The organism is Salmonella enterica subsp. diarizonae (genome assembly GCF_008692785.1).
Classification (GTDB): Bacteria; Pseudomonadota; Gammaproteobacteria; order Enterobacterales; family Enterobacteriaceae; genus Salmonella; species Salmonella diarizonae.
Genome location: NZ_VXJV01000010.1, coordinates 1 through 23,399, shown reverse-complemented (window position 1 = coordinate 23,399; position 23,399 = coordinate 1). Strand labels below are relative to the sequence as shown.

Here is a 23,399-nt window from a genome sequence, read left to right as displayed (position 1 = left end):
GCGCCATCCGGCAAAAAGCCTTATGCGTTAGCGTCAACGGTTTCGCATCGAATCAGGGTTCCTTTCTCACCCGCGAGAATGGCTTGCCCATCCGCCAGCGAGCCGATTCCGGCAATGCCGCGGCAATGGCTGACAAACTCGGCGCAGGCGGTCACTTTCGGGCCCATCGAACCGGCGTCGAACTGCATTTCACGAAGCCGCTCCGGCGTAACCTGCGCCAGCGGGTGTTGGGTGGGCTTGCCCCAGTCGAGATACACCGCGTCGGCATCGGTCAGAATGAGCAGCGCGTCGGCGTGAATTTGGCTGGCAAGCAGGGCGGCGGACAGATCTTTGTCTATCACCGCCTCGATACCGTGGTAGCCATCGGCTTTTTCCACAACCGGCACGCCGCCGCCGCCGTTACAGATAACCAGGTGATCGCGGCTAATCAGCGCGCGGATAGCATCGTTTTCCACAATGCGTTTCGGCTGCGGGGAAGGCACAACGCGGCGGAAGGCGTTACCGTCGGCTTTGAATACCCAGCCCTTTTCTGCCTGTAACGCGCGGGCCTGCGCTTCGTCGTAAATTGGTCCGATATATTTGGTTGGATTCAGGAATGCCGGGTCGTTGGCATCGACTTCGACCTGGGTGAGCAGGACGCTGATTTCACGCTCCGGCAGTTGATTTTTCAGCGCCTGTTGCAGCATGTAGCCAATCATTCCCTGGCTTTCCGCGCCGAGGATATCGAGCGGGTAGGGCGTAACGCTGGCGTAGGCGCTATTTTGTAGCGCCAGCAGTCCCACTTGTGGGCCGTTGCCGTGCACTAACACCACTCGCCATTGCTGAGTAAGCTGGGCGATGGTTCTGGCCGCCAGATCGATATTTTTACGCTGAATATCAGCCTCCAATGGCTCGCCGCGTTTGAGCAGCGCATTGCCGCCCAGCGCGACGACCAATGTGCGTTTGTTTGCCATAACGTCTCCTTTAAATACCATCGCGTTCCAGTGGGCAGCTCATGCAGCGTGCGCCCCCGCGCCCGCGGCCCAGTTCATCGCCGGGAATGGGAAGGACAGTAATGCCGGCTTTGTCGTATTTTTCGTTGGTCCAGATGTTGCGCTCATAGCCCACGACCACGCCGGGACGCAGGGTGAGTACGTTATTGGCGTCATTCCACTGTTCGCGCTCAGCTTCAAATGCATCGCCGCCAGTGGTGATTAAGCGCACCTGATCGATGCCAAGCGCTTTTTCAAGAGCGTGAACCAGCGTGCTCTCCTGGGTTCGTTTCAGATCGCCGTGTCCGTCTGGCGTCAGCGTCCAGCACTGAACGTTCGGGCGAACGACTTCCGGATAGACGGAGAAGGTGTCGATATCAATGTGGGTCATGACGGTGTCAAGGTGCATGCAGGAGCGATGTTTTGGCAGCTCAACGGCAATGACGCGTTCCGCCTGACGATGTTTAAACAATGCCTGCGCCAGGAACTCAATGCCCTGCGGCGTAGTTCGTTCAGACATACCGATCAGAACCGCGCCGCGGCCAATCACCAGCACATCGCCGCCCTCTAAAGTGGCGTGGTCGTAATTAATGTTTTCGTCGCCGAAATATTTAATGAAATCACCGTCCGCGAATTGTGGATGCCAGCGATAAATAGCACGTAAATTATTTGTTTCACGTTGACGTGCAGGCTTTGCCATGGGGTTAATTGAGACGCCGTTATATATCCAGCAGGACGTGTCACGGGTAAATAGGTGATTCGGTAATGGCTTCATAATAAAGTCATTAATATCGTGAGTATCGACCACCATATTTTTTATGGAGGCGGGGATTTCGCCGTAAGTTAAACCGCCGCTTAAATGGCGAGCCAGTTCACGGTGCGGCATATCTGCCAGCCAGGCGCGAATATCTGCGGCAAAGGTGGGCCCAAGGCGATAATCGGAAATTTGCGTATCCAGCAGCCAGGTTTTGGCGTCAGCCACATCCAGCGTTTGGGTGAGCAGGTCGGTTAACAGCAACACTTCTATCCCTTGCTGGCGCAGCGTGTTGGCAAAAATGTCATGCTCTTCGCCAGCGCGCTCTACGGATAATACATCGTCAAAAAGCAATTCCTGACAATTTGAAGGGGTAAGTCTTTTTAGGCTTAGATTGGGACGATGCAACATTACGCTGCGTAATTGACCGATTTCAGAACCGACAAAATGCTTTTCCATCGTTATACCTTTTACATAATTTCAAGAATAAAGAAGGAGTGGCTGCAAATATTTAGTGTGCTTGCAGTCGCGGCGTTTCAGTTAATTTCGGGAGCAATCATTGAATTTTATTAGGGGCGTTAATGTGATGGGATTCACATCAATTAAGGAGTGCTATTTTTCTTGTTTAATATATGAACCGGCTCAGAGAAATTCAAAAAACAATAAAGTATTAAATGAATTACTACGCAGCTATACGGTTTGTTATTTTTCATTGTTAATTATTTGTTTATTATGTTGAATGGTATTTAAATCATAACTTATTGAAAATAAACTAATTATTTACAACGATTGCATAACTATGCGTGAGGGTGATTTTATTATCGGGGATACTTAGATAATTTAAAAATAACTATGGATATGGAAGTAGTTTATGCAGGGAGCGCGAATTGTGATCGCTAAAACGTTTTTATGTTAACACCTTTAATATCAAATGGTTGCTGGTAGTGGCAATTTGGCGTCGCTGGGGTTTATGCATAGAGGCTGCATAAAGACTGGCGTACTATTAACAAAATATAAACACCACTGGCGATAAACATGCGCTGGCGCAAAATCGATGAGAGTAAGGGTAGTATGGCAGCCATTTTTCTCGTATAAATAGAAAACTAAAACACTGTTTTAACTAAGGGGGTGCGATGATTGTTGGCAATATTGAATATCTGGAGGCCTGGCTGCCGACGGCGCTACGTCAGGCGATTGAGCATATCAAAGCGCATGTCGCGGCAACGACCGCGTCAGGTAAGTATGAGATTGACGGCGACAGGCTGTTTTATATGATTTCTGAAAATATGACGGAGCCAGGTGAATCGCGTAGCGCAGAGTATCACGCCCGTTATCTTGATATTCAGATTGTGCTACAAGGTCAGGAAGGGATGGCATTCAGTACCCGGCCTGCGGGAACGCCGCACACGGACTGGCTGGCGGATAAAGACATCGCATTTTTACCGGCGAGCGTCGGGGAGAAAACCGTCGTCCTGAACGAAGGCGACTTCGTGGTGTTTTATCCCGGCGAAGTGCATAAGCCACTGTGCGCGGTGGGAGAGCCAGCACAGGTACGTAAAGCGGTTGTGAAAATGCTGATGGCGTAATTTTTTGTGCCGGATGGCGGCGCCTGCACGTTGCGATTTTGTGGGACAACCGCCATCCGGCATCATAACGTCCTTATTTAGACAGCGTCGCTACCATCACCGCTTTGATGGTATGCATTCGGTTTTCCGCCTCATCAAAGACAATGCTGGCCGCAGACTCAAAAACCTCGTCGGTCACTTCCATCCCGCCATGTAAACCATACTCTTCGGCCATTTTTTTGCCGAGCGTGGTTTCGTCATCGTGGAACGCAGGCAGACAATGCAGGAACTTAACCTGCGGATTGCCGGTTAACGCCATCATCTGGCTGTTGACCTGATAGTCACGCAGCAGGGCAATACGCTCCGCCCATTTCTCTTTGGGTTCGCCCATAGAGACCCAAACATCGGTATAGATAAAATCCGCGCCTTTTACGCCCGAGGCGATATCTTCAGTCAGGGTGATGGCGCCGCCGTTCTTTTTCGCCATGGCACTGCATTCCGCCACTAACGCGGCTTGCGGCCAACAGGCTTTTGGCGCGACCAGACGGAGATCCAACCCTGTTAACGCAGTGGCTTCCAGCATGGAGTTGCCCATGTTATTGCGCGCATCTCCGGCATAAACCAACGTCATCTCGTTAAAGGCTTTACCCGGCAGATGTTCCTGCATGGTGAGCAGATCCGCCAATAATTGCGTTGGGTGAAACTCATCGGTTAAACCGTTCCATACCGGCACACCGGAATATTCAGCCAGCGTTTCGACGATCTCCTGACCATATCCTCGATACTGGATACCGTCAAACATCCGGCCCAGGACGCGGGCGGTATCTTTGATGGATTCTTTATGGCCGATCTGGCTACCGCTGGAACCCAGGTATGTTACGCGCGCGCCCTGATCGTATGCGGCAACTTCGAAAGAGCATCGTGTACGGGTCGAGTCTTTTTCGAAGATGAGCGCAATATTTTTACCCACCAACTTTTGTTCTTCTTTACCGTTTTTCTTATCGGCTTTCAGTTTGGCGGCAAGCTGCAACAGAGCAGTGAGTTCGCTGGCGGTGAAATCAAGTAACTTTAAAAAAGGTTTTTGGTAAAACGTAGACATACTTCCCTCACATGGCCTGGGCCTCTTGTTGAATTAAAATTCACTTTATATGGATGATTATTCATTTGCAACCCTGTTTGATAAAACTTTTCTCGATAAGGTGGAGGCAACGTCGGCGGTGTGTGACAATAAGAGTATCGGCAGGACATCTACGAGGAATGAGCTATGGCAAACCCGGAATTACTGGAAGAACAGCGTGAAGAAACGCGTTTAATTATTGAAGAGTTACTCGAGGACGGCAGCGATCCGGACGCGCTGTACACTATCGAGCATCACCTTTCCGCCGACGATTTCGAAACGTTGGAAAAAGCAGCGGTAGAAGCCTTTAAACTCGGTTATGAAGTGACGGAGCCGGAAGAGTTGGAAGTGGAAGAGGGTGACACGGTCATTTGCTGCGATATCCTCAGCGAATGCGCGTTGAACGCCGAACTCATCGACGCTCAGGTTGAGCAACTGATGAACCTGGCGGAAAAATATGATGTTGAATACGACGGTTGGGGAACCTATTTCGAAGACCCTAACGGCGAAGAGGGGGATGACGACGATTATGTCGATGAAGATGACGACGGCGTGCGTCACTAAAGCTGAATAGTATGACGGTACGGCAGCATTTGCTGTCGTATTTTTTTCAACAGGTTACGTATGAATTACCCGCAAATACTCTCTCCGGTGCTTAATTTCCTGCATTGCCCGACGCCACAGGCGTGGATTGTTCAGGCCCGCGATCCGCAAAATCTTCCTCTTCTGCTTACCGATCACTTGATCTGCGAACTAAAGGCCGCGCAAACCGCGTTGCTGTTAGTGCGTAAATATGTCGCCGATAAATCGGGCACCGACGCGCTGCTCGCCTGGTTGCAACCTTACGAGGCGTTCGCGTTTCGTCAGGGATCGGAGCCGGATTTTGTTGCCTTGCATCGACAGATTAGCAAAAGTGTCATGCCGAAAACTGATGACCCCTGGGGACGTCAGCTTGTCGACCGTATGGTGTTATTGATTAAAGAGGAGTTGCACCATTTTTGGCAGGTACGCGAGGTCATGCAGGCCAGAAACATTCCTTATGTGAAAATCACCGCCAGCCGCTACGCGAAAGGAATGTTGAAAACGGTACGCACGCACGAACCACTCACCTTAATTGATAAGCTGATTTGCGGGGCGTATATCGAAGCCCGCTCCTGCGAACGTTTTGCCGCTCTGGCGCCCTGGCTGGATGATGATTTGCAGACATTTTATCTCTCGCTCCTGCGATCCGAAGCGCGCCATTATCAGGATTACCTGGCGCTGGCGCAGCAGATTTCCGACGAGGACATTTCTGCGCGCGTGCGCTATTTTGGCGACGTGGAAGCCGACCTTATCTTGTCGCCAGACCGCGAGTTTCGTTTTCATAGCGGCGTGCCTGTCGCCGGGTAAACGGCGCACGGACCAGGAGAACAATATCTTAAATTGATGAAAGTGGAAGTAGTCATCATTTTGCGCCAGGCAGACATGATAGCTATTTTTTATATTTATCGTTAAATAAAGTATCTGCCGTTATTCAGCCTTAACGTGATGAAGTCTGAAGGAACGGATAAAGAAATAACCTGCAATCCGTCCAATATTTGGATTGCAGGTAGTAAGATTCCATGTATGCATTGCTGATGCGAAATTACAGTACTTTTAACATCCGCACTTCGCAATCGACATGTCCGGTGCAGCCGAGCGGTTCGCTAATATGTTCAAACCCTAAACGTTCGTACAGCGCAATCGCCTCGCGTAAAAAAGCCGTCGTTTCCAGATAGCAGCGTTTAAAACCCTGTTCACGAGCATGATCCAGCGCCATCAGCGCCAGCTTTTTCGCCAGTCCCTGACCACGAATTACCGGCAAAAAGTACATTTTTTGCAGTTCACAAATATCCGGTTCGCTACAGGATAATGGCGCCACGCCACCACCACCCACTATGCTACCGTTTTGCTCTATCACCCAATAGGCTGCGCCCGGTTGACTATAAACCTGATGCAGTTCATCCAGATTAGGGTCGGCGACGGTATAACCTTTATCGGCGGTAAGTCCGTATTCCGCAGAAACCTGACGGATGACGCGGGCAATTGCGGCGTTATCATCGGCAGAAATTCGACGCAGCGTCGCCGCGACGGAGGTAATGGCACTCATAGCGAACTCATGACATAAAAGTGAGACATATGCAGTTAATACCACTGCGGTAAGGGGAAGCGCAAGCGATGATAATTCAATAAAAAGCCTCTGAGCAGATGCGTCAGAGGCTTTTATCGTCTGCGATGCCAGTAGGCCGGATAAGCGTAGCGCCATCCGGCAAACAGCTTTACAGCGCGGCGATGACCGCCTGCTGCTCAATCAGCTTCGCTTTCGCTTCGGCGTAACCTTCCAGCTTTTCACGCTCTTTAGCGATTACCGCTTCCGGCGCGCGGGCGACGAAACCTTCGTTGGAAAGTTTGCCTTCAATACGGGCAATCTCACCTTCGATTTTCGCCACTTCTTTCGCCAGACGCGCCAGCTCATCGTCTTTATTGATGAGGCCCGCCATCGGGATCAGCAGTTCGGCGCCGTCGATAATCTTGGTCACAGAAACCGGACCTTTATCATCGCCTGGCAGCACGGTGATGCTTTCCAGACGCGCCAAAGTTTGCAGGAAGTTGCGGTTGTCATTGACGCGACGAACGGCTTCTTCACTACAGCCGCGCAGCAACAGTTCCAGCGGCTTGCCCGGCGCGATGTTCATTTCCGCGCGGATATTACGTACGGCGATGATTGCCTGCTTCAGCCATTCGGTATCGGCGAGCGCCACTTCATCCACCTGAGACGCATTGTACTGCGGGAACGGCTGTAGCATGATGGTGTCAGCAGTGATACCGCAAATCACTTTCACGCGCTGCCAGATGGTTTCGGTGATAAACGGAATGATCGGGTGTGCCAGGCGCAGCAGACCTTCCAGTACCGTCACCAGCGTATGGCGCGTGCCGCGCAGTTCCGCTTCCGTTCCGCCGTTCATCACCGGCTTGGTCAGTTCCAGATACCAGTCGCAGAACTGGTTCCAGGTAAATTCATACAGAATCCCCGCCGCGATATCGAAGCGGAAGCTGTCCAGCGCGTCGCGATAGGCCTTGATGGTCTGGTTGAATTCCGCCAGAATCCAGCGGTCCGCCAGCGACAGAGTCATCTCGCCGCCGTTGAAGCCGCAATCATTTCCTTCAGTATTCATCAGTACGAAACGGCTGGCGTTCCACAGCTTGTTACAGAAGTTGCGGTAACCTTCCAGGCGTTTCATATCCCAGTTGATATCGCGACCGGTCGAGGCCAGCGCCGCCAGGGTGAAGCGCAGGGCGTCGGTGCCATGCGGCTCGATGCCGTTCGGGAACTGTTTTTCGGTACGCTTGCGGATTTTCTCCGCCATCTGCGGCTGCATCATATTGCCGGTGCGTTTTTCCAGCAGCTCCGGCAGGGAGATGCCGTCCACCATATCCAGCGGGTCAATCACGTTGCCCTTGGACTTGGACATCTTCTGGCCTTCGTCATCACGAATCAGACCGGTCATGTAGACGGTATGGAACGGTACCTGCGGTTTGCCGTTTTCATCTTTGATGAAGTGCATGGTCATCATGATCATGCGGGCAATCCAGAAGAAGATGATGTCGAAGCCGGAGACCATCACGCTGGTCGGGTGGAACTGACGCAGGGCGTCGGTGTTTTCCGGCCAGCCCAGCGTTGAGAAGGTCCACAGAGCGGAGGAGAACCAGGTGTCGAGAACGTCATCGTCCTGGCGGAGCTGAACGTCTGCGCCGAGGTTATTTTCCTGGCGTACTTCATCTTCATTGCGGCCCACGTAGACGTTACCCGCGTCGTCGTACCATGCCGGGATACGGTGGCCCCACCATAGCTGACGGGAGATACACCAGTCCTGAATATCACGCATCCAGGAGAAGTACATATTTTCGTACTGCTTCGGCACGAACTGAATGTCGCCGTTCTCAACCGCTTCAACCGCCGGTTTAGCCAGCACGTCGGCACGGACGTACCACTGGTCGGTCAGCATTGGTTCAATGACCACGCCGCCGCGGTCGCCATAAGGGACGGTCAGGTCGTGTGGTTTGATCTCTTCCAGCAAACCCAGCGCATCAACGGCAGCGACGATCGCTTTACGCGCGGCAAAGCGTTCCAGTTTCTGGAACTCAGCCGGAATCTCGCTGGAATAAACATCGGACTCTTCACCTTTGGTATCGAACACTTCCGCGCTTTCGCGAATGTCGCCGTCAAAGGTCAGGATGTTGATCATCGGCAGGGCGTGACGACGACCGACTTCATAGTCGTTAAAGTCGTGCGCCGGGGTGATCTTCACGCAGCCGGTGCCTTTTTCCATGTCGGCGTGTTCATCGCCGACAATCGGAATGCGGCGATTCACCAGCGGCAGGACCACAAATTTGCCAATCAGGTCTTTATAACGCGGATCTTCCGGGTTTACTGCCACGCCGGTATCGCCCAGCAGGGTTTCCGGACGCGTCGTGGCGACCACCAGATAATCTTTACCGTCGGCGGTTTTCGCACCGTCGGCCAGTGGATAGCGGATGTGCCACATTGAGCCTTTCGACTCGCGGTTTTCCACTTCAAGGTCAGAGATGGCGGTGCGCAGTTTCGGGTCCCAGTTCACCAGGCGTTTGCCGCGGTAGATCAGATCTTCTTTATACAGGCGGACAAAGACTTCTTTCACGGCATTGGAAAGGCCTTCGTCCATGGTGAAGCGCTCGCGTTCCCAGTCAACTGAGTTGCCGAGACGGCGCATCTGGCGGGTAATGGTGCCGCCAGATTCCGCTTTCCACTGCCAGATTTTGTCGATAAACGCATCGCGGCCGTAATCGTGACGGGTTTTACCTTCTTCAGCGGCAATCTTGCGTTCAACCACCATCTGGGTCGCGATCCCGGCGTGGTCGGTGCCGACCTGCCACAGGGTGTTTTTGCCCTGCATACGCTGGTAACGGATCATCGTATCCATGATGGTTTGCTGGAAAGCATGTCCCATATGCAAACTGCCGGTGACGTTCGGCGGCGGGATCATGATGCAGAAACTCTCCTGGCTTTCATCGCCATTCGGTTTGAAATAGCCCTGCTTTTCCCAGTGCTCGTAAAGCGGCTGTTCGATATCTTGGGGATTATATGTCTTTTCCATTATTTCCAGGTTGCCGTATTCAGGTTAAAACCAGCCACGCGGTAGGCTTTGTAGCGTTCGCGAGCCAGTTGTTTCAAAGTTTCTTCGTAAGGGACGAAGTCTACCACTTCTGTGAAAGCGGTGGCAAAATCTGCAAAGCTTGTACGCAGGCTGATTAAAATATCGCGCGGGCTGCTGTTGCGTTTTTGCGGCCAGGCGATTTCGACTGGCGCGCCGCCGCGTGGCCCTTCGCCTGCCAGATTGTGCGGGACAAAGCTTTCCGCCGGTCTCGCCCACAGAGCTTCATCCAGCCGAATGGCCTGCTTTTCGTCTTCGCAGGCGATCAGCACGCGCTTGCCGGCGCGCCAACGTTCTGCGGCAATTTCACACACCAGTTGTTCAACGGCGCTTAAACCGTCGGCGGCGGTGTCATTGTCCAGAAGATAGAACGTCGCATTTTTCATATATGGGGCTTCTTGTGGTGGATTTAAATGCATTGCCATGATGCGCCCCGTAGGCTGGATAGCGCTGCGCTTATCCGGCCTGCGGGGTAATTTCAACCTTACTCTTCGCCGTTAAAACCTGCGCGATTGAGCAGGAACTGCGACAGCAGCGCTACCGGACGACCGGTCGCGCCTTTCGCTTTGCCGGAGCGCCAGGCGGTGCCGGCGATATCCAGGTGCGCCCAGTTGTATTTACGGGTAAAGCGAGACAGGAAGCAGCCCGCGGTGATGGCACCGCCAGGACGCCCGCCAATGTTCGCCATATCCGCAAAGTTGGACTCCAGTTGTTCCTGGTACTCATCGCCCAGTGGCAGACGCCACGCGCGGTCGCCCGCCTGCTCGGACGCGCCGATCAGTTCATGCGCCAGCGGGTTATGGTTCGACATCAGACCGGTAATGTGATGGCCCAGCGCAATCACGCAGGCACCGGTTAGCGTCGCGACGTCAATAACGGCTTCCGGCTCGAAGCGTTCAACGTAGGTCAGCACATCGCACAAAACCAGACGGCCTTCGGCATCGGTATTCAGCACTTCAACCGTCTGACCGGACATGGTGGTCAGTACGTCGCCCGGACGATACGCGCGTCCGCCAGGCATGTTTTCACAGCCCGCCAGTACGCCGATAACGTTGATCGGTAGCTGAAGTTCGGCGACCATACGCATCACGCCGTACACCGCCGCCGCGCCGCACATGTCGTACTTCATCTCGTCCATCCCTTCAGATGGCTTGATAGAGATGCCGCCGGAGTCGAAGGTCAGGCCCTTACCCACCAGCACGATCGGGCGCGCGTCTTCGGATGGATTGCCCTTGTACTCAATAACCGACATCAGCGATTCGTTCTGCGAACCGTGGCCGACCGCCAGATAAGCGTTCATTCCCAGTTCGCGCATCTGCTGTTCGCCGATCACGCGAGTAATGACATTTTGGCTGTAGCTGTCGGCCAACTGGCGCGCCTGTGACGCCAGGTAGGCAGCGTTACAGATATTGGGCGGCATGTTGCCGAGATCTTTCGCGGCCTTAATCCCGGCGGCGATGGCCAGACCGTGCTGGATGGCGCGTTCGCCGCTGGTGAGCTCACGGCGGGTTGGCACATTAAAGACCATTTTACGTAGCGGGCGGCGCGGCTCGCTTTTATTGGTCTTGAGTTGATCAAAGCTATAAAGCGTCTCTTTGGCCGTTTCGACGGCCTGACGCACTTTCCAGTAGTTGTTGCGGCCTTTAACGTGCAGTTCGGTCAGGAAGCAGACGGCTTCCATCGAGCCGGTATCATTCAGAGTATTTATCGTTTTCTGAATAACCTGCTTATACTGACGTTCATCAAGCTCGCGCTCTTTGCCGCAACCAATGAGGAGGATTCGCTCGGAAAGAACGTTAGGAACATGGTGCAGCAACAGAGTCTGCCCCGGTTTTCCTTCCAGTTCGCCGCGACGCAGCAATGCGCTGATGTATCCGTCGCTAATTTTGTCGAGCTGTTCTGCAATCGGAGAAAGGCGACGCGGTTCAAAGACGCCCACGACAATGCAGGCACTCCGCTGTTTCTCCGGGCTACCGCTTTTTACACTGAACTCCATGCACTATGCTCCTGAATCTTAAAGACAACAGTGGTGGCTACAGCTATACTCGTCGTCTTTCAAGTTGCAGATGCGTTGGCTGCGCCTGCTCACCCCTGTCACTTACCTGATGTAAGCTCCGGGGCTTCACAGTCTTGCCGCCTGCCTGCAACTCGAAATCCATAGAGTATAGAAATTGAAAGCTTTCGTAACTCATGTCCGCTGTTGCGGTGACTTCGTGTTAATCTTAACGTTATTACGGCATTGGCACGTCAGAACAAGTTCTGAGAGGTGAATCCGCTGAGTATAATGATCTTAGCGATGATTTCGACGACTCAAGAGAATAAATGACGTTTAAGCCATGAAACAAGCTAAATTCCAGCAAAAAAACGGGTTTTTACGGGCGTATTTAAAGTGATAATCATAAGATATCTGGTGCGGGAGACGCTCAAAAGCCAGCTGGCGATACTCTTCATCTTGCTTTTGATCTTCTTTTGTCAAAAGTTAGTGAGGATTCTCGGCGCGGCGGTTGATGGCGATATTCCCGCAAATCTGGTGCTCTCGCTTCTGGGGCTGGGCGTACCGGAAATGGCGCAGCTCATCCTGCCATTAAGCCTGTTCCTGGGGCTTCTGATGACGCTGGGCAAACTGTATACCGAAAGTGAAATTACGGTCATGCACGCCTGCGGCTTGAGCAAAGCCGTCCTGGTAAAGGCCGCCATGGTACTGGCGTTATTTACCGGTATCCTTGCGGCGGTTAACGTAATGTGGGCTGGCCCCTGGTCGTCGAAACACCAGGATGAAGTGCTGGCGGAGGCGAAAGCGAACCCCGGTATGGCGGCGCTGGCGCAGGGACAATTCCAGCAGGCGACCAACGGCAGTTCGGTGCTGTTTATTGAAAGCGTTGATGGCAGCGACTTCCACGATGTTTTCCTTGCGCAAATTCGGCCTAAGGGCAATGCTCGTCCTTCTGTGGTGGTGGCCGACTCCGGACATTTGACTCAGTTGCGGGATGGTTCCCAGGTTGTCACCTTAAACAAAGGGACGCGCTTTGAAGGGACGGCGTTGCTACGCGATTTTCGCATCACCGACTTTCAGAACTATCAGGCGATTATTGGCCATCAGGCTGTGGCGCTGGACCCGAACGATACCGACCAGATGGACATGCGCACGCTGTGGAATACCGACAACGATCGCGCTCGCGCCGAACTGCACTGGCGTATCACGTTAGTCTTTACCGTATTTATGATGGCGCTGATGGTCGTGCCGCTCAGCGTGGTGAATCCACGTCAGGGGCGGGTCTTGTCTATGCTGCCGGCCATGCTGCTTTATCTGTTGTTCTTCCTGATCCAGACGTCCATTAAATCGAATGGCGGTAAAGGTAAACTGGACCCGGTTATCTGGATGTGGGTGGTCAACCTAATCTATCTGGCGTTGGCGATTGGTTTGAACCTGTGGGATACGGTGCCGGTCCGCCGCCTGCGTGCCCGCTTTCTGCGTAAAGGGGGGCGGTATAATGCAGCCATTTGGTGTACTTGACCGCTATATCGGTAAAACCATTTTTACTACCATCATGATGACGTTGTTCATGCTGGTGTCGCTCTCCGGGATCATCAAGTTTGTCGATCAGCTGAAAAAAGCGGGGCAGGGTAACTACGACGCGCTGGGCGCGGGTATGTACACCTTGCTCAGCGTACCTAAGGATATCCAGATCTTCTTTCCTATGGCGGCGCTGCTTGGCGCGCTGCTGGGACTGGGGATGCTGGCGCAGCGTAGCGAACTGGTGGTGATGCAGGCATCGGGTTTCACCCGTATGCAGGTGGCGCTGTCGGTGATGAAAACGGCTATCCCCCTGGTGTTGTTAACCATGGCGATCGGCGAATGGGTCGCCCCGCAGGGCGAGCAGATGGCGCGTAACTACCGTGCGCAGGCGATGTATGGCGGTTCGCTGCTTTCCACCCAGCAAGGTCTGTGGGCGAAAGATGGGAATAACTTTGTCTACATTGAACGGGTGAAGGGCGACGAGGAGCTGGCCGGCATTAGTATTTACGCTTTCAACGATCAGCGTCGTTTGCAGTCGGTGCGTTACGCCGCTTCGGCAAAATTTGACCCGGAGCATAAGGTCTGGCGTTTGTCGCAGGTGGATGAGTCCGATCTGCAAAACCCGAAACAGATCACCGGTTCGCAGACGGTGAGCGGCACCTGGAAAACGAACTTGACGCCGGATAAGTTAGGCGTGGTGGCGCTGGACCCGGATGCGCTTTCCATCAGCGGTCTGCATAACTATGTTAAATATCTGAAGTCGAGCGGACAGGACGCCGGGCGTTATCAGCTCAATATGTGGAGTAAAATCTTCCAGCCGCTCTCCGTGGCGGTGATGATGCTGATGGCGCTGTCATTTATTTTCGGGCCGCTACGCAGCGTACCGATGGGCGTGCGTGTGGTGACGGGGATTAGCTTCGGCTTCGTATTCTACGTCCTCGACCAGATTTTTGGCCCGCTGACGCTGGTATATGGCATTCCGCCGATTGTCGGCGCTCTGTTGCCGAGCGCCTCGTTCTTCCTGATTAGCCTCTGGCTAATGCTGCGTAAGTCATAGCATCCGGCATAGTACCGGGGGCGCTGCGCTTATCCGGCCTACATAGTACAGCTTTGTAGGCCGGATAAGGCGTTTACGCCGCCATCCGGCACATTGCCGTTAGCGTCTTCTGCCACCCAGCAGACTGCCTAACATTCCTCGAATGATTTGATGAGTAACCTGACGCGCCGCGCTTTTGGCTACACTTTGTATCACGCCATCGCGCTTGCCGCCGCGCGGTCCGGTACTGCCAAACAGGATCTCCTTTAGCCCACCAGGAACACTGCCGTCTACAGCGGGTGTCGTACCTTTTGTCGGAGGGGTATTCTGTTTTTCGGTAGTGGCCTGAATGCCTTTTTGCAACATTTCATATGCCGACTCACGGTCAACGTCGTCTTCATACTTGCCGTACAGCGCAGAGTGATTGATAAGCCCGTTGCGCTCATCATCCGTCACTGGCCCCATACGTGAACAGGGAGCGATAACCATCGCCCGTTCTACCACCGACGGGCTGCCTTTGGCATCTAAAAATGAGATCAGCGCCTCGCCGGTGCCCAGTTCCTGAATCGCTTTTTCCGTATCAAACGCCGGATTGGCGCGCATGGTCTGCGCCGCGGTTTTCACCGCCTTCTGATCCTTCGGCGTGAAGGCGCGTAAAGCGTGCTGGACGCGATTGCCCAACTGGCCGAGCACGTTGTCTGGAATGTCCGATGGGTTTTGGGAGACGAACCAGACGCCGACGCCTTTCGAGCGGATCAGACGGATAACTTGTTCGATTTTATCCAGCAGCACCTGCGGAGCATCATTGAATAGCAGGTGTGCCTCGTCGAAGAAAAACACCAGCTTCGGTTTCTCCAGGTCGCCGGCTTCCGGTAACTGTTCGTAAAGTTCGGAGAGCATCCACAGCAGGCTGGCGGCGTACAGTTTCGGCATCTGGTAGAGTTTTTCCGCGCTGAGGATATTAATGATCCCTTTGCCGCTGGCATCGGTGCGCATCCAGTCGTAGATATCCAGCATCGGCTCGCCGAAGAAGTGCGCTGCGCCCTGTTGCTCCAGCGTAAGCAATCCGCGCTGGATTGCCCCGACCGAAGCGCTGCTAATATTGCCATACTGATTCTGGAAAGATTTGGCGTTATCGCCGATATACTGGGTAATTGCCCGTAGATCTTTGAAATCCAGCAGTAATAACCCCTGGTCATCGGCGATGCGGAAAATGATATTCAGTACGCCGGATTGTACCTCGTTCAGGTTTAACAATCGGGCAAGCAGCAACGGCCCGAGATCGGAGACCGTCGCTCGCAGCGGATGCCCTTTCTCGCCAAAGATATCCCATGACGTGACCGGGCTGGCGTGTGGCTGCCAGTCAGACACGCCGATATTTTTCAGCCGCGCGAGCAGTTTCTCCGACGCCAGCCCTTCTTGCGCCACGCCGGTTAAGTCGCCTTTTACATCTGCCATAAACACCGGTACGCCGATGCCTGACAGTGATTCTGCCACTTTCTGGAGCGTGACGGTTTTTCCGGTGCCGGTAGCGCCGGTGATTAGCCCATGACGATTAGCCATCTCCGGCAGTAAAAACAGTTCCGTTTCCGGCGTGCGGGCAATTAACAGAGGTGCGCTCATTGAGATGTTCTCCACGTTTTCTGCCTGGAGTATAGGCAATCTGCGGGAAAGAGAATGAGCGCGGTAGGGCAAAAAATTTATAATGTGTTGCCGTGATAAATCTGATAACCCAAATCAATCGTATTATGGTTGAGATCGTTATTTTTAATTTTGTTAAGCAACATCTGCGCAGCCCTGCGCCCGATCTCAAAACGAGGGGTAATTACACTGGCGAAGCTCGGTATCATTTGCCTGCCCATCTCCAGACCGTGGAATCCGGCGATGGAGATCTGCTCCGGTACGGCCAGTTGACGCTCGCGGCACCACAGTAGAGCGCCCATTGCGATATCGTCGTTAGTACAAAAGACGCCATCTACGTCCGGGTGTGCAGTAAGCGCATCACGCATTAGCTGTATCCCCAGATGGATAGAGGAGATAGCGCGGGGATTGATGCGCAACGGCGCCAGCCCCCGGTGCGTCATCGCATCGCAGTAGCCATGATAACGCTGCTCATCACGGATATCGTCTTTTGAACCCAGATAGAGGATTTTCCGCCGCTGGCGTTTATCCAGCATGGTGCTGACCATATCAAAGGCGGCCTGACGGTTATCAAACCCCACTTCCATATCTAACCGATCGCCCTGGATATCCATGAGTTCTACAATCGGAAGGGTAGCTGAGCGCAGGAATTTGACGGTTCTGAGCGTATGATATTTTTCTGAAAGAATAATGCCGTCGATATTGTAAGACAGTAAATTGATAACGGACTCTTCTTCCGAATCGCGATCGTAATTGTAATTCGCAATAAGAGTTTGGTAGTTATGACCCGACGTCACGGATTCAATCCCGGCAAGAATGTCGGCAAACAACTGGTTCTGGAAAGAGGGGATCAGCACGCCGAGAGTGTAACTTTGCGCGTTTAACAACATAGCTGGCGCGCGATTGGGTATGTAGTTAATTTCCTCCATGATCTGCGCAATACGCTCGCCGGTTTCCCTGGCGACTTTTTTCGGCGAGCGGATGTAACGGCTCACCGTCATTTTTGTCACGCCTGCAAGCGTAGCGATATCCTGCAAAGAAATTCTGTGATTCCTCATGGTTTCTCCAGTACCGGGGGCGGGAAAGTCGCCCCCATGGTTAATTGGACTGCGGATGATGAATTAATGCAGAACCGCATTCAGCGCCAGTACGCCCAGCAGCCCCATGACAGAGATCAATGTTTCCATGACGGTCCAGGTGCGTAGGGTTTCCCCGACGCTAAGATTAAAATACCCTTTAAACAGCCAAAAACCGGGATCGTTAACATGTGATGCAATAACGCTTCCCGCGCCTGTCGCCAGTACCATTAACGCCGGATCGGCGTGGGTTACGTTAATAATCGGCAATACGACGCCCGCTGTGGTTATCGCGGCCACGGTTGCGGAACCTAACGCAATACGAAGCACGGCGGCTACCGTCCAGCACATTAATAAAGGAGATAGCGATGTGCCGGTCATTAATTGCGAGATATATTGGCCCACGCCGCTATCCACCAGCACTTGTTTAAACGCACCGCCGCCTGCGATGATAAAAACAATCATCGCGATAGCGCCAATGGACTCGCCGACGATATCCATCACCTGCTCAACCGTACGCCCATTGCGTCGGCCCAGCGTAAAAATGGCGATGATAATGGCAATAAACAACGCCACTGCCGGATTACCGATAAATTCGAAGAAAACCCGAACGGCATTCGTTTTTGGCAGCGTGATTTCACATACCGCTGCGATGGCCATCAGAATGACCGGGATCACGGCGGCAAAAATACTGTTCCAGAATGACGGCATCTCTTCTTCACTGAATAGATGAGGATTAAATAATCCTTCAGGCGGCGCTTTCTCAAAGCGCGCCAGCAATTTTGAAAACAGCGGGCCGGCAACAATCACGGTCGGTATGGTAATGATTAACCCATACAGCAGGGTCGTACCGAGATTTGCCTCAAAAATTGTCGCAATGGCGGTAGGGCCGGGATGCGGCGGCAGGAAGCAGTGCGTAACGGATAAGGCGGCGACCATTGGAACCCCGACATACAGCAATGGCAGTCCCGATGAGGCCACAATCGTAAAAACGAGCGGCAACAGCAGTACGAATCCGACTTCAAAAAACATTGCCAGGCCGACGATAAGCCCGGTTATCACCAGCGCCCATTGCACGCGTTTTTTGCCGAACGTATTAATGAGCGTCGTCGCAATGCGCTGCGCGGCGCCAGTATCGGAAATTAATCTTCCCAGCATCGCGCCGAAACCGAGGATCATGGCTAGTCCGCCCAGAGTACTGCCAATTCCGTTTTGTATGGAGTGCAGGACATCTTGTGCGCCCATCCCTTCGGCAAATCCCACAACGGCGGCAACCAGAACAAGGGCGATAAAGCCGTTAACTTTAAAGCCAATCATTAAGACCAACAGCAGCGCAACGCCTGCCGCAATAATTATTAATGGCATATTCGTCTCTCTTATCAGCGCCAAAATAGCAGCGCTTACGCGCTGCGTCGTATTTCCCTGGTCAGACGGCAACCAGCATACCGCCATCGACAAACAGCAGATGTCCGTTAACAAAGTCGGAGGCTTTAGAGGAGAGAAACACCGCTGCGCCAATAAGCTCCTGGGGATCGCCCCAGCGTGCGGCAGGCGTACGTTTGCATAGCCAGGAGGTGAAGGCTTCATCTTCAACCAGCGCTTTGGTCATCTCCGTTTTGAAGTATCCCGGCGCAATACCGTTGACCTGGATATTATGACGCGCCAGCTCCACGCACATGCCGCGGGTCAGCATCTTCACGGCCCCCTTCGATGCGGCGTATGGCGTAATAGTGTCGCGGCCCAGCTCGCTTTGCATCGAACAGATGTTGATCACTTTGCCTGCCTGCCGCGCCACCATACGGCGAGTAACGGCCTGAGAGACGAGAAAAACCGCGGTCTGATTTACGGCGATGACGTCATTCCACTCCTGCTCGGGAAACTCGGTAAACGGATGACGGCGCTGGATACCGGCGTTATTTATCAGGACGTCAATGACGCCAATATCTTTTTCGATATGTTCAACCGCAGCTTCAATATCCTGTTTATGGGTGACATTAAAGGGGGCGGCGATAGCTTTTATCCCTTCCTGCTGAAGTTTCGTCACGGCTGTTTCGGCGCGTTCTGGGGTAATATCGTTAACAATAATGCGCGCGCCATAGCGACCAAGACCGGTCGCCAGCAAATAACCAATTCCCTGAGCGGCTCCGGTGATAAGGATATTTTTACCTGCCAGTGAAAAAAGATCGTTCATGATAGTGTCCCTTATTTTACTTTCTCAGAAAACGAGCTGAACTTTTGCCGCCTGTGTTTTGTCTCCGGCAAAGATCAGCGCCGGTTCCAGGTCGGTAAATGGATATTCCGCGCTCAGTAACGGCAGCGGATCGATAACGCGGTTGGCAAGCCAGGAAACCGCAGTATTAAATTCGCTAGTAAAGCGGAAAGAGCCTTTCAGGGAGATCTCTTTGCTTATTAACATCATCATCGGGAAGTTGGGTACTGCGCCTCCCATGCCAACCTGCACCATCACGCCTTTTGCCCGTGTGACTTCCAGACACGTTGAGATTGAGGAAGGATGCCCGGAGACTTCAAAACTGATATCGAAATACCCTTTTTCTGCTTTCCAGCCATCGAGAGAATCATGCTGTGGATTCACCAGCGTATCCGCGCCCATCAGCCGGGCCAGCGAGAGAGAGCGGGCGCTGATATCGGCACATACCACTTCCGCCGCGCCCAGCGTTTTTACTGCGCTAACAATCAGGCAGCCGATAGGGCCAACGCCGGAGATAAAGACGCGTTTGCCCTGCAAATCGCCCGCCTCATGAGCCGCATGAATGGCAACTGCCAGCGGTTCGGCAAAGGCCATGGCTTTTTCGTCCGCCTGTTCCGGCCAGGGAATACACTGAGCGGTATCGACAGCTTTAAATCGGGTAAAACCGCCATCAACATGCGGAAAATACATGGCGCTGCCAAAGAAGCGCATTTCAGTACAGTGGTTTTCTTCGTGTTGCAGACAGTATTTGCAATGACCGCAAGGCTTCGATGGATTAATCGCTACCGGTTGCCCTTCACGTAATAAATCTGAGTCGCTATAAACGATTTTGCCAATCACTTCATGACCTAAAATCATTGGCGCTTTTACTGTAAAATTGCCGACTTTTCCTTCCTGATAATAATGTAAGTCAGACCCACAAATTCCACCACGGGTAATTTGTACGAGTGTTCCTTTATTATTCCATTCAATATTTTGTTCCGTAACGGCAACAGCACGCTTACCCGCAACAACGCAGGATTGAGTTTTTACTTCCATAAATTCCTCACTGGTCAGGTAGTTACCCTGAACGCATTTAAGCGGTTTTATTTGTCACTATTTGTGACTCATATCACGCTGGAAAATTGTTACACTACAATGTTACGCATAACGTGATGTGCCTTAGAGTTCTTTTCTATGCAAATTAAAAAATGTGAAATTGTCGAACGTAGAGGCGTAATATCATGTTGTGGAATATGACTCAGAGGTATCTAAATGGCCGGGGAAAGCTATATTTTAATGGGCGTTTCGGGTAGTGGTAAGTCTTTAATAGGCAGCAAAATTGCAACATTATTTTCTGCGAAATTTATTGACGGCGATGATCTCCATCCGGCGAAAAACATTGACAAAATGTCTCAGGGAATACCGTTAACTGATGAAGACCGCTTACCCTGGCTGGAACGATTAAATGACGCTTCATACAGTCTTTATAAAAAAAATGAGACAGGATTTATTGTCTGCTCGTCATTAAAAAAACAGTACCGCGATATTTTACGTAAGAGTAGCCCTAACGTACATTTCCTGTGGCTGGACGGCGATTACGCCACCATTCTGCAGCGAATGCAGCGTCGTGCCGGGCATTTTATGCCGCCAGACCTGCTGCAAAGTCAGTTTGACGCGCTGGAGCGGCCGTGTGTCGATGAACATGATATTGCGCGTATCGATGTTAATCATGACATCGAGCACGTGACGGAGCAGTGCCGACAGGCTGTACAGGCTTTTCGTCAGGCAGTCAGCGCTTCCTGATGATTGTCAAAGCGCTGAGCCAGGCGGTCAGAAGTCAGCTTTTAGCACTACCCGATAGCGGGCTTTGCCATCGCGAACGTGCTGGATAGCCTCGTTGATTTGTGACATCGCGAACAGTTCCGTGGTGGGCGCGACTTTGCTGCGTCCGGCGAATTTCATCAGCTTGCGAAGTTCATATGGTGTTCCGGTTGCCGAACCTGAGATACTGCGATCGCCGGCAATCAATGTAAACGCCGGTACGGGCAGCGGCTTCAATACGGCCCCAACGGTATGGAAGTTGCCGCCATAAGTCAGCGCTTCGAAGTAGGGCTGCCAGTCGAGATCGACGTTGACCGTGTTAATGATGAGATCGAACTGGCCCGCCAGTGCTTTTAATGCTTCCGGATCGCGGCTGTTCACCACGTTATTGGCCCCCATCGCCAGCACTTCCTGTTCTTTCGATGGATTTGAGCTGAACGCGGTGACTTCGCAGCCCATCGCGTGCAGCAGCTTGATTGCGATATGCCCAAGCCCGCCAATACCGATGACGCCAACGCGGCTGGTAGCAGTAATATGGTGCATCAATAGCGGTTTAAAGACCGTAATGCCGCCACATAACAGCGGGCCTGCGGACGCCATATCCATATTCTCCGGAAGAGGAATTACCCACTGCCAGCCTGCGCGAAGCTTCTCGGCAAAACCGCCACGATTGAGGATAGTGGGCACTGCGCCTTCCAGGCAGTTAATTTGATTACCGCTGATACAGGCATCGCAGTGTCCGCAGCTGTGTGCCGTCCAGCCGATTCCAACGCGCTGGCCGACTTTTAGCCCCTTGTCCTGTGCCGCGCTGCCGAGTGCGGCCACCTGACCGATGACCTCATGTCCGGCAACCAGAGGGTATTGAGAGAACCCCCATTCATTGTCGATCATCGACAGATCGGAATGGCAGATCCCGCAATAGTCGACACGTACCTCGACATCTTCCGGTTGGAGTTCTCCGGCGTCATATTCATAGAGTTCGAGCTCGCCGCCCGCCTCTTTTGCGGCATAGCTTTTTATTATCGTCATTGTGTTTCCCTTAATGTGGTGTTGAACTGAAAAGTGTAGAGTATGGAGGCGAGGGCCGCCCGGCGTTAATCTGCTGGAGAAGATGGGAAGTAGCCTGATTATTCTATTTAATACCCAACGATGCTGAAATTTTCAGCACTTAGCGAGACAGGTGTATGCTCGTGCTTGCATGGCGGCGTATGACAGGTATAATCCACAACGTTTTCCGCATACCTCTTCAGTGCCGAAGTGGCGAAATCGGTAGACGCAGTTGATTCAAAATCAACCGTAGAAATACGTGCCGGTTCGAGTCCGGCCTTCGGCACCATAAAAAGCTTTTTTCAAGTCTACTAACGTCTACTTTAGTCCATAAAAACAGTAAGTTAAGCAGGTTTCTGGCTTTTCTTAGTCTGTACATGTCTACTCAATTCCTTGAACATATACCAACTGATGATGGTATAACTGATGGTATTCCCGGTTCGATTGATTTTGGTACCAACACTGGAGGTATCAACTGATGGCTCTCACCGATATCAAAGTTAGGACTACCAAGCCCTCCGACAAACCCTTCAAACTCACAGATGGGCAGGGTATGCACCTGCTGATCAATCCTAACGGCTCGAAGTACTGGCGATTACAGTACCGTTTCGACGGCAAACAGAAAGTTTTAGCATTGGGTGTTTATCCAATGGTCTCTCTTGGTGAGGCCCGCAGGAAGCGAGATGAAGCCAAAAAGTTGGTATCTGATGGTATCGACCCTTCTGAGAAGAAAAAAACCGACAAGATCGAGCAGAGCGAAGCTCTTACTTTTGAATCTGTTGCCAGGGACTGGCATAAGGCTTGTAAAAGAAAATGATCAGATTCCCACAGCGAGAGAGTTCTAAAAAGCATGGAAGATGGTCTCTTTACTGCCATTGGTAAAAGAAAAATATCCGAACTTAATACCAGAGATCTTCTTGCCCCTATCAAGGCTGTTGAAGCTTCCGGGCGATTGGAAGTTGCTTCCCGATTACAGCAAAGAACAACGGCAGTAATGAGATATGCTGTCCAGAACGAATTAATAGTTTCAAGGGTAGAAAACTCACGAAGTTAGCCGTGAAACTCACATTGCTCATTTTCATTCGTTCAAGTGAACTCAGGTTTGCTCGTTGGTCAGAGATAGATTTCGACAATGCCATGTGGACTATCCCTGGGGAACGTGAGCCATTGCCAGGGGTCAAACATTCTCATCGAGGCTCAAAAATGAAGACCCCACACCTCGTGCCGTTAAGTCGTCAGGCTTTAGAACTCCTCAAAGCTATCAGAGAAATCAGCGGTGAATGTGAACTTGTGTTCATTGGTGATCATGATTTTAGAAAGCCTATGTGGAGTGACCACGCTCCGGTAGACAGTTTCTGTCCTCACGGTGAGGCCTTTTCGAAGGCCTCTGGGCTGACGCCACCGAGGTGGCTGTGGCGTCGGGTACGGTTGTAGAACACTTCAATGTAATCGA

At 52.4% G+C, this 23,399-nt stretch carries 21 protein-coding genes, 1 tRNA gene and 2 pseudogenes; 9 read left to right on the top strand and 15 right to left on the bottom strand.

Translation table 11 applies throughout. From position 1 onward, the window contains the following. Window positions 1–20: 20 nt before the first annotated feature. Window positions 21–953 carry a carbamate kinase gene (gene arcC / locus F4V72_RS19645; RefSeq protein ID WP_023248613.1) on the bottom strand — a complete coding sequence of 311 codons (933 nt, stop codon included), beginning with the start codon at window positions 951–953 and terminating at the stop codon, window positions 21–23. Window positions 954–963: 10 nt separating this feature from the next. Then, a complete protein-coding gene (arcA, locus tag F4V72_RS19640) occupies window positions 964–2,184 on the bottom strand; it encodes an arginine deiminase (protein ID WP_023248612.1) in 1,221 nt (406 codons plus the stop codon). Between the two features lie 674 nt (window positions 2,185–2,858). On the opposite strand from arcA, the gene F4V72_RS19635 reads away from it, so the two are divergent. Next, complete coding sequence (locus tag F4V72_RS19635) at window positions 2,859–3,311, top strand: YhcH/YjgK/YiaL family protein (protein ID WP_023248611.1); 453 nt, start codon at window positions 2,859–2,861, stop codon at window positions 3,309–3,311. Between the two features lie 73 nt (window positions 3,312–3,384). Here the strand turns inward: F4V72_RS19635 and argF are convergent, their stop codons facing one another. Together argF and argL are read right to left on the bottom strand one after the other, a co-directional pair. Next, on the bottom strand, window positions 3,385–4,389 hold the full coding sequence (gene argF, locus F4V72_RS19630; RefSeq protein WP_136058533.1) for an ornithine carbamoyltransferase: 1,005 nt from the start codon (window positions 4,387–4,389) through the stop codon (window positions 3,385–3,387). Then, a complete protein-coding gene (gene argL / locus F4V72_RS24870) occupies window positions 4,359–4,454 on the bottom strand; it encodes a putative translational regulatory protein ArgL (RefSeq protein ID WP_394341729.1) in 96 nt (31 codons plus the stop codon). Before argL ends, argF begins: the two co-directional genes overlap by 31 nt. Before the next feature lie 100 nt (window positions 4,455–4,554). Here argL and rraB point away from each other — a divergent pair, with 100 nt between their 5' ends. After that, a complete protein-coding gene (rraB, locus tag F4V72_RS19625) occupies window positions 4,555–4,971 on the top strand; it encodes a ribonuclease E inhibitor RraB (protein WP_000002940.1) in 417 nt (138 codons plus the stop codon). Between the two features lie 11 nt (window positions 4,972–4,982). Then, window positions 4,983–5,796 (top strand): annotated as a pseudogene (gene miaE / locus F4V72_RS19620) (tRNA isopentenyl-2-thiomethyl-A-37 hydroxylase MiaE). Window positions 5,797–6,031: 235 nt separating this feature from the next. On the opposite strand, the gene F4V72_RS19615 reads toward miaE, so the two are convergent. The 4 genes from F4V72_RS19615 to pepA all read right to left on the bottom strand — a co-directional run bounded on the left by F4V72_RS19615 (window position 6,032) and on the right by pepA (window position 11,613). After that, window positions 6,032–6,535: a GNAT family N-acetyltransferase gene (locus F4V72_RS19615; protein ID WP_023248608.1), complete on the bottom strand. Its 504-nt coding sequence runs from the start codon at window positions 6,533–6,535 to the stop codon at window positions 6,032–6,034. 169 nt (window positions 6,536–6,704) lie between these two features. Then, on the bottom strand, window positions 6,705–9,560 hold the full coding sequence (locus tag F4V72_RS19610) for a valine--tRNA ligase (protein WP_053529596.1): 2,856 nt from the start codon (window positions 9,558–9,560) through the stop codon (window positions 6,705–6,707). Continuing rightward, on the bottom strand, window positions 9,560–10,003 hold the full coding sequence (gene holC / locus F4V72_RS19605) for a DNA polymerase III subunit chi (RefSeq protein ID WP_170245769.1): 444 nt from the start codon (window positions 10,001–10,003) through the stop codon (window positions 9,560–9,562). The genes F4V72_RS19610 and holC overlap by 1 nt, the downstream gene beginning before the upstream one ends. A gap of 98 nt (window positions 10,004–10,101) precedes the next feature. Continuing rightward, window positions 10,102–11,613 carry a leucyl aminopeptidase gene (pepA, locus tag F4V72_RS19600; RefSeq protein ID WP_023248605.1) on the bottom strand — a complete coding sequence of 504 codons (1,512 nt, stop codon included), beginning with the start codon at window positions 11,611–11,613 and terminating at the stop codon, window positions 10,102–10,104. A gap of 279 nt (window positions 11,614–11,892) precedes the next feature. On the opposite strand from pepA, the gene F4V72_RS24525 reads away from it, so the two are divergent. The 3 genes from F4V72_RS24525 to lptG all read left to right on the top strand — a co-directional run bounded on the left by F4V72_RS24525 (window position 11,893) and on the right by lptG (window position 14,191). After that, the gene (locus F4V72_RS24525) at window positions 11,893–11,943 is read left to right on the top strand and encodes a hypothetical protein (RefSeq protein WP_212724070.1); all 51 of its coding nucleotides are present in this window, start codon (window positions 11,893–11,895) and stop codon (window positions 11,941–11,943) included. Between the two features lie 63 nt (window positions 11,944–12,006). Then, complete coding sequence (gene lptF, locus F4V72_RS19595) at window positions 12,007–13,131, top strand: LPS export ABC transporter permease LptF (RefSeq protein WP_136058532.1); 1,125 nt, start codon at window positions 12,007–12,009, stop codon at window positions 13,129–13,131. After that, window positions 13,109–14,191: an LPS export ABC transporter permease LptG gene (gene lptG / locus F4V72_RS19590; RefSeq protein WP_001182242.1), complete on the top strand. Its 1,083-nt coding sequence runs from the start codon at window positions 13,109–13,111 to the stop codon at window positions 14,189–14,191. The genes lptF and lptG overlap by 23 nt, the downstream gene beginning before the upstream one ends. Window positions 14,192–14,290: 99 nt before the next feature. Here lptG and F4V72_RS19585 read toward each other — a convergent pair whose 3' ends face one another. From F4V72_RS19585 to idnD, 5 genes are all read right to left on the bottom strand, one after another. Continuing rightward, complete coding sequence (locus F4V72_RS19585; RefSeq protein WP_136058531.1) at window positions 14,291–15,793, bottom strand: helicase HerA-like C-terminal domain-containing protein; 1,503 nt, start codon at window positions 15,791–15,793, stop codon at window positions 14,291–14,293. A 77-nt stretch (window positions 15,794–15,870) separates the two neighbouring features. Beyond that, window positions 15,871–16,869 (bottom strand): DNA-binding transcriptional regulator IdnR, encoded by a 999-nt coding sequence (idnR, locus tag F4V72_RS19580; protein WP_136058530.1) that lies wholly within the window; start codon window positions 16,867–16,869, stop codon window positions 15,871–15,873. 63 nt (window positions 16,870–16,932) lie between these two features. Next, a complete protein-coding gene (gene idnT / locus F4V72_RS19575) occupies window positions 16,933–18,252 on the bottom strand; it encodes a gnt-II system L-idonate transporter (RefSeq protein ID WP_053507703.1) in 1,320 nt (439 codons plus the stop codon). A gap of 61 nt (window positions 18,253–18,313) precedes the next feature. Continuing rightward, window positions 18,314–19,078 (bottom strand): gluconate 5-dehydrogenase, encoded by a 765-nt coding sequence (gene idnO / locus F4V72_RS19570; RefSeq protein ID WP_000998688.1) that lies wholly within the window; start codon window positions 19,076–19,078, stop codon window positions 18,314–18,316. 24 nt (window positions 19,079–19,102) lie between these two features. Beyond that, window positions 19,103–20,134 carry an L-idonate 5-dehydrogenase gene (gene idnD, locus F4V72_RS19565; RefSeq protein WP_053529594.1) on the bottom strand — a complete coding sequence of 344 codons (1,032 nt, stop codon included), beginning with the start codon at window positions 20,132–20,134 and terminating at the stop codon, window positions 19,103–19,105. 216 nt (window positions 20,135–20,350) lie between these two features. Between idnD and idnK the strand changes: the two genes are divergently transcribed. Further along, complete coding sequence (gene idnK, locus F4V72_RS19560) at window positions 20,351–20,881, top strand: gluconokinase (protein ID WP_023248600.1); 531 nt, start codon at window positions 20,351–20,353, stop codon at window positions 20,879–20,881. A gap of 27 nt (window positions 20,882–20,908) precedes the next feature. Here the strand turns inward: idnK and ahr are convergent, their stop codons facing one another. Then, on the bottom strand, window positions 20,909–21,928 hold the full coding sequence (gene ahr / locus F4V72_RS19555; protein ID WP_150342497.1) for an NADPH-dependent aldehyde reductase Ahr: 1,020 nt from the start codon (window positions 21,926–21,928) through the stop codon (window positions 20,909–20,911). 222 nt (window positions 21,929–22,150) lie between these two features. On the opposite strand from ahr, the gene F4V72_RS19550 reads away from it, so the two are divergent. Further along, window positions 22,151–22,235 (top strand) — tRNA-Leu (locus F4V72_RS19550). 189 nt (window positions 22,236–22,424) lie between these two features. After that, a pseudogene (locus tag F4V72_RS19545) lies at window positions 22,425–23,272 on the top strand (tyrosine-type recombinase/integrase); the annotation flags it as partial. A 35-nt stretch (window positions 23,273–23,307) separates the two neighbouring features. Here F4V72_RS19545 and F4V72_RS24690 read toward each other — a convergent pair. Continuing rightward, window positions 23,308–23,399 (bottom strand): IS3 family transposase (locus F4V72_RS24690; protein ID WP_328287492.1); only part of this gene is annotated, 92 nt, incomplete at its 5' end.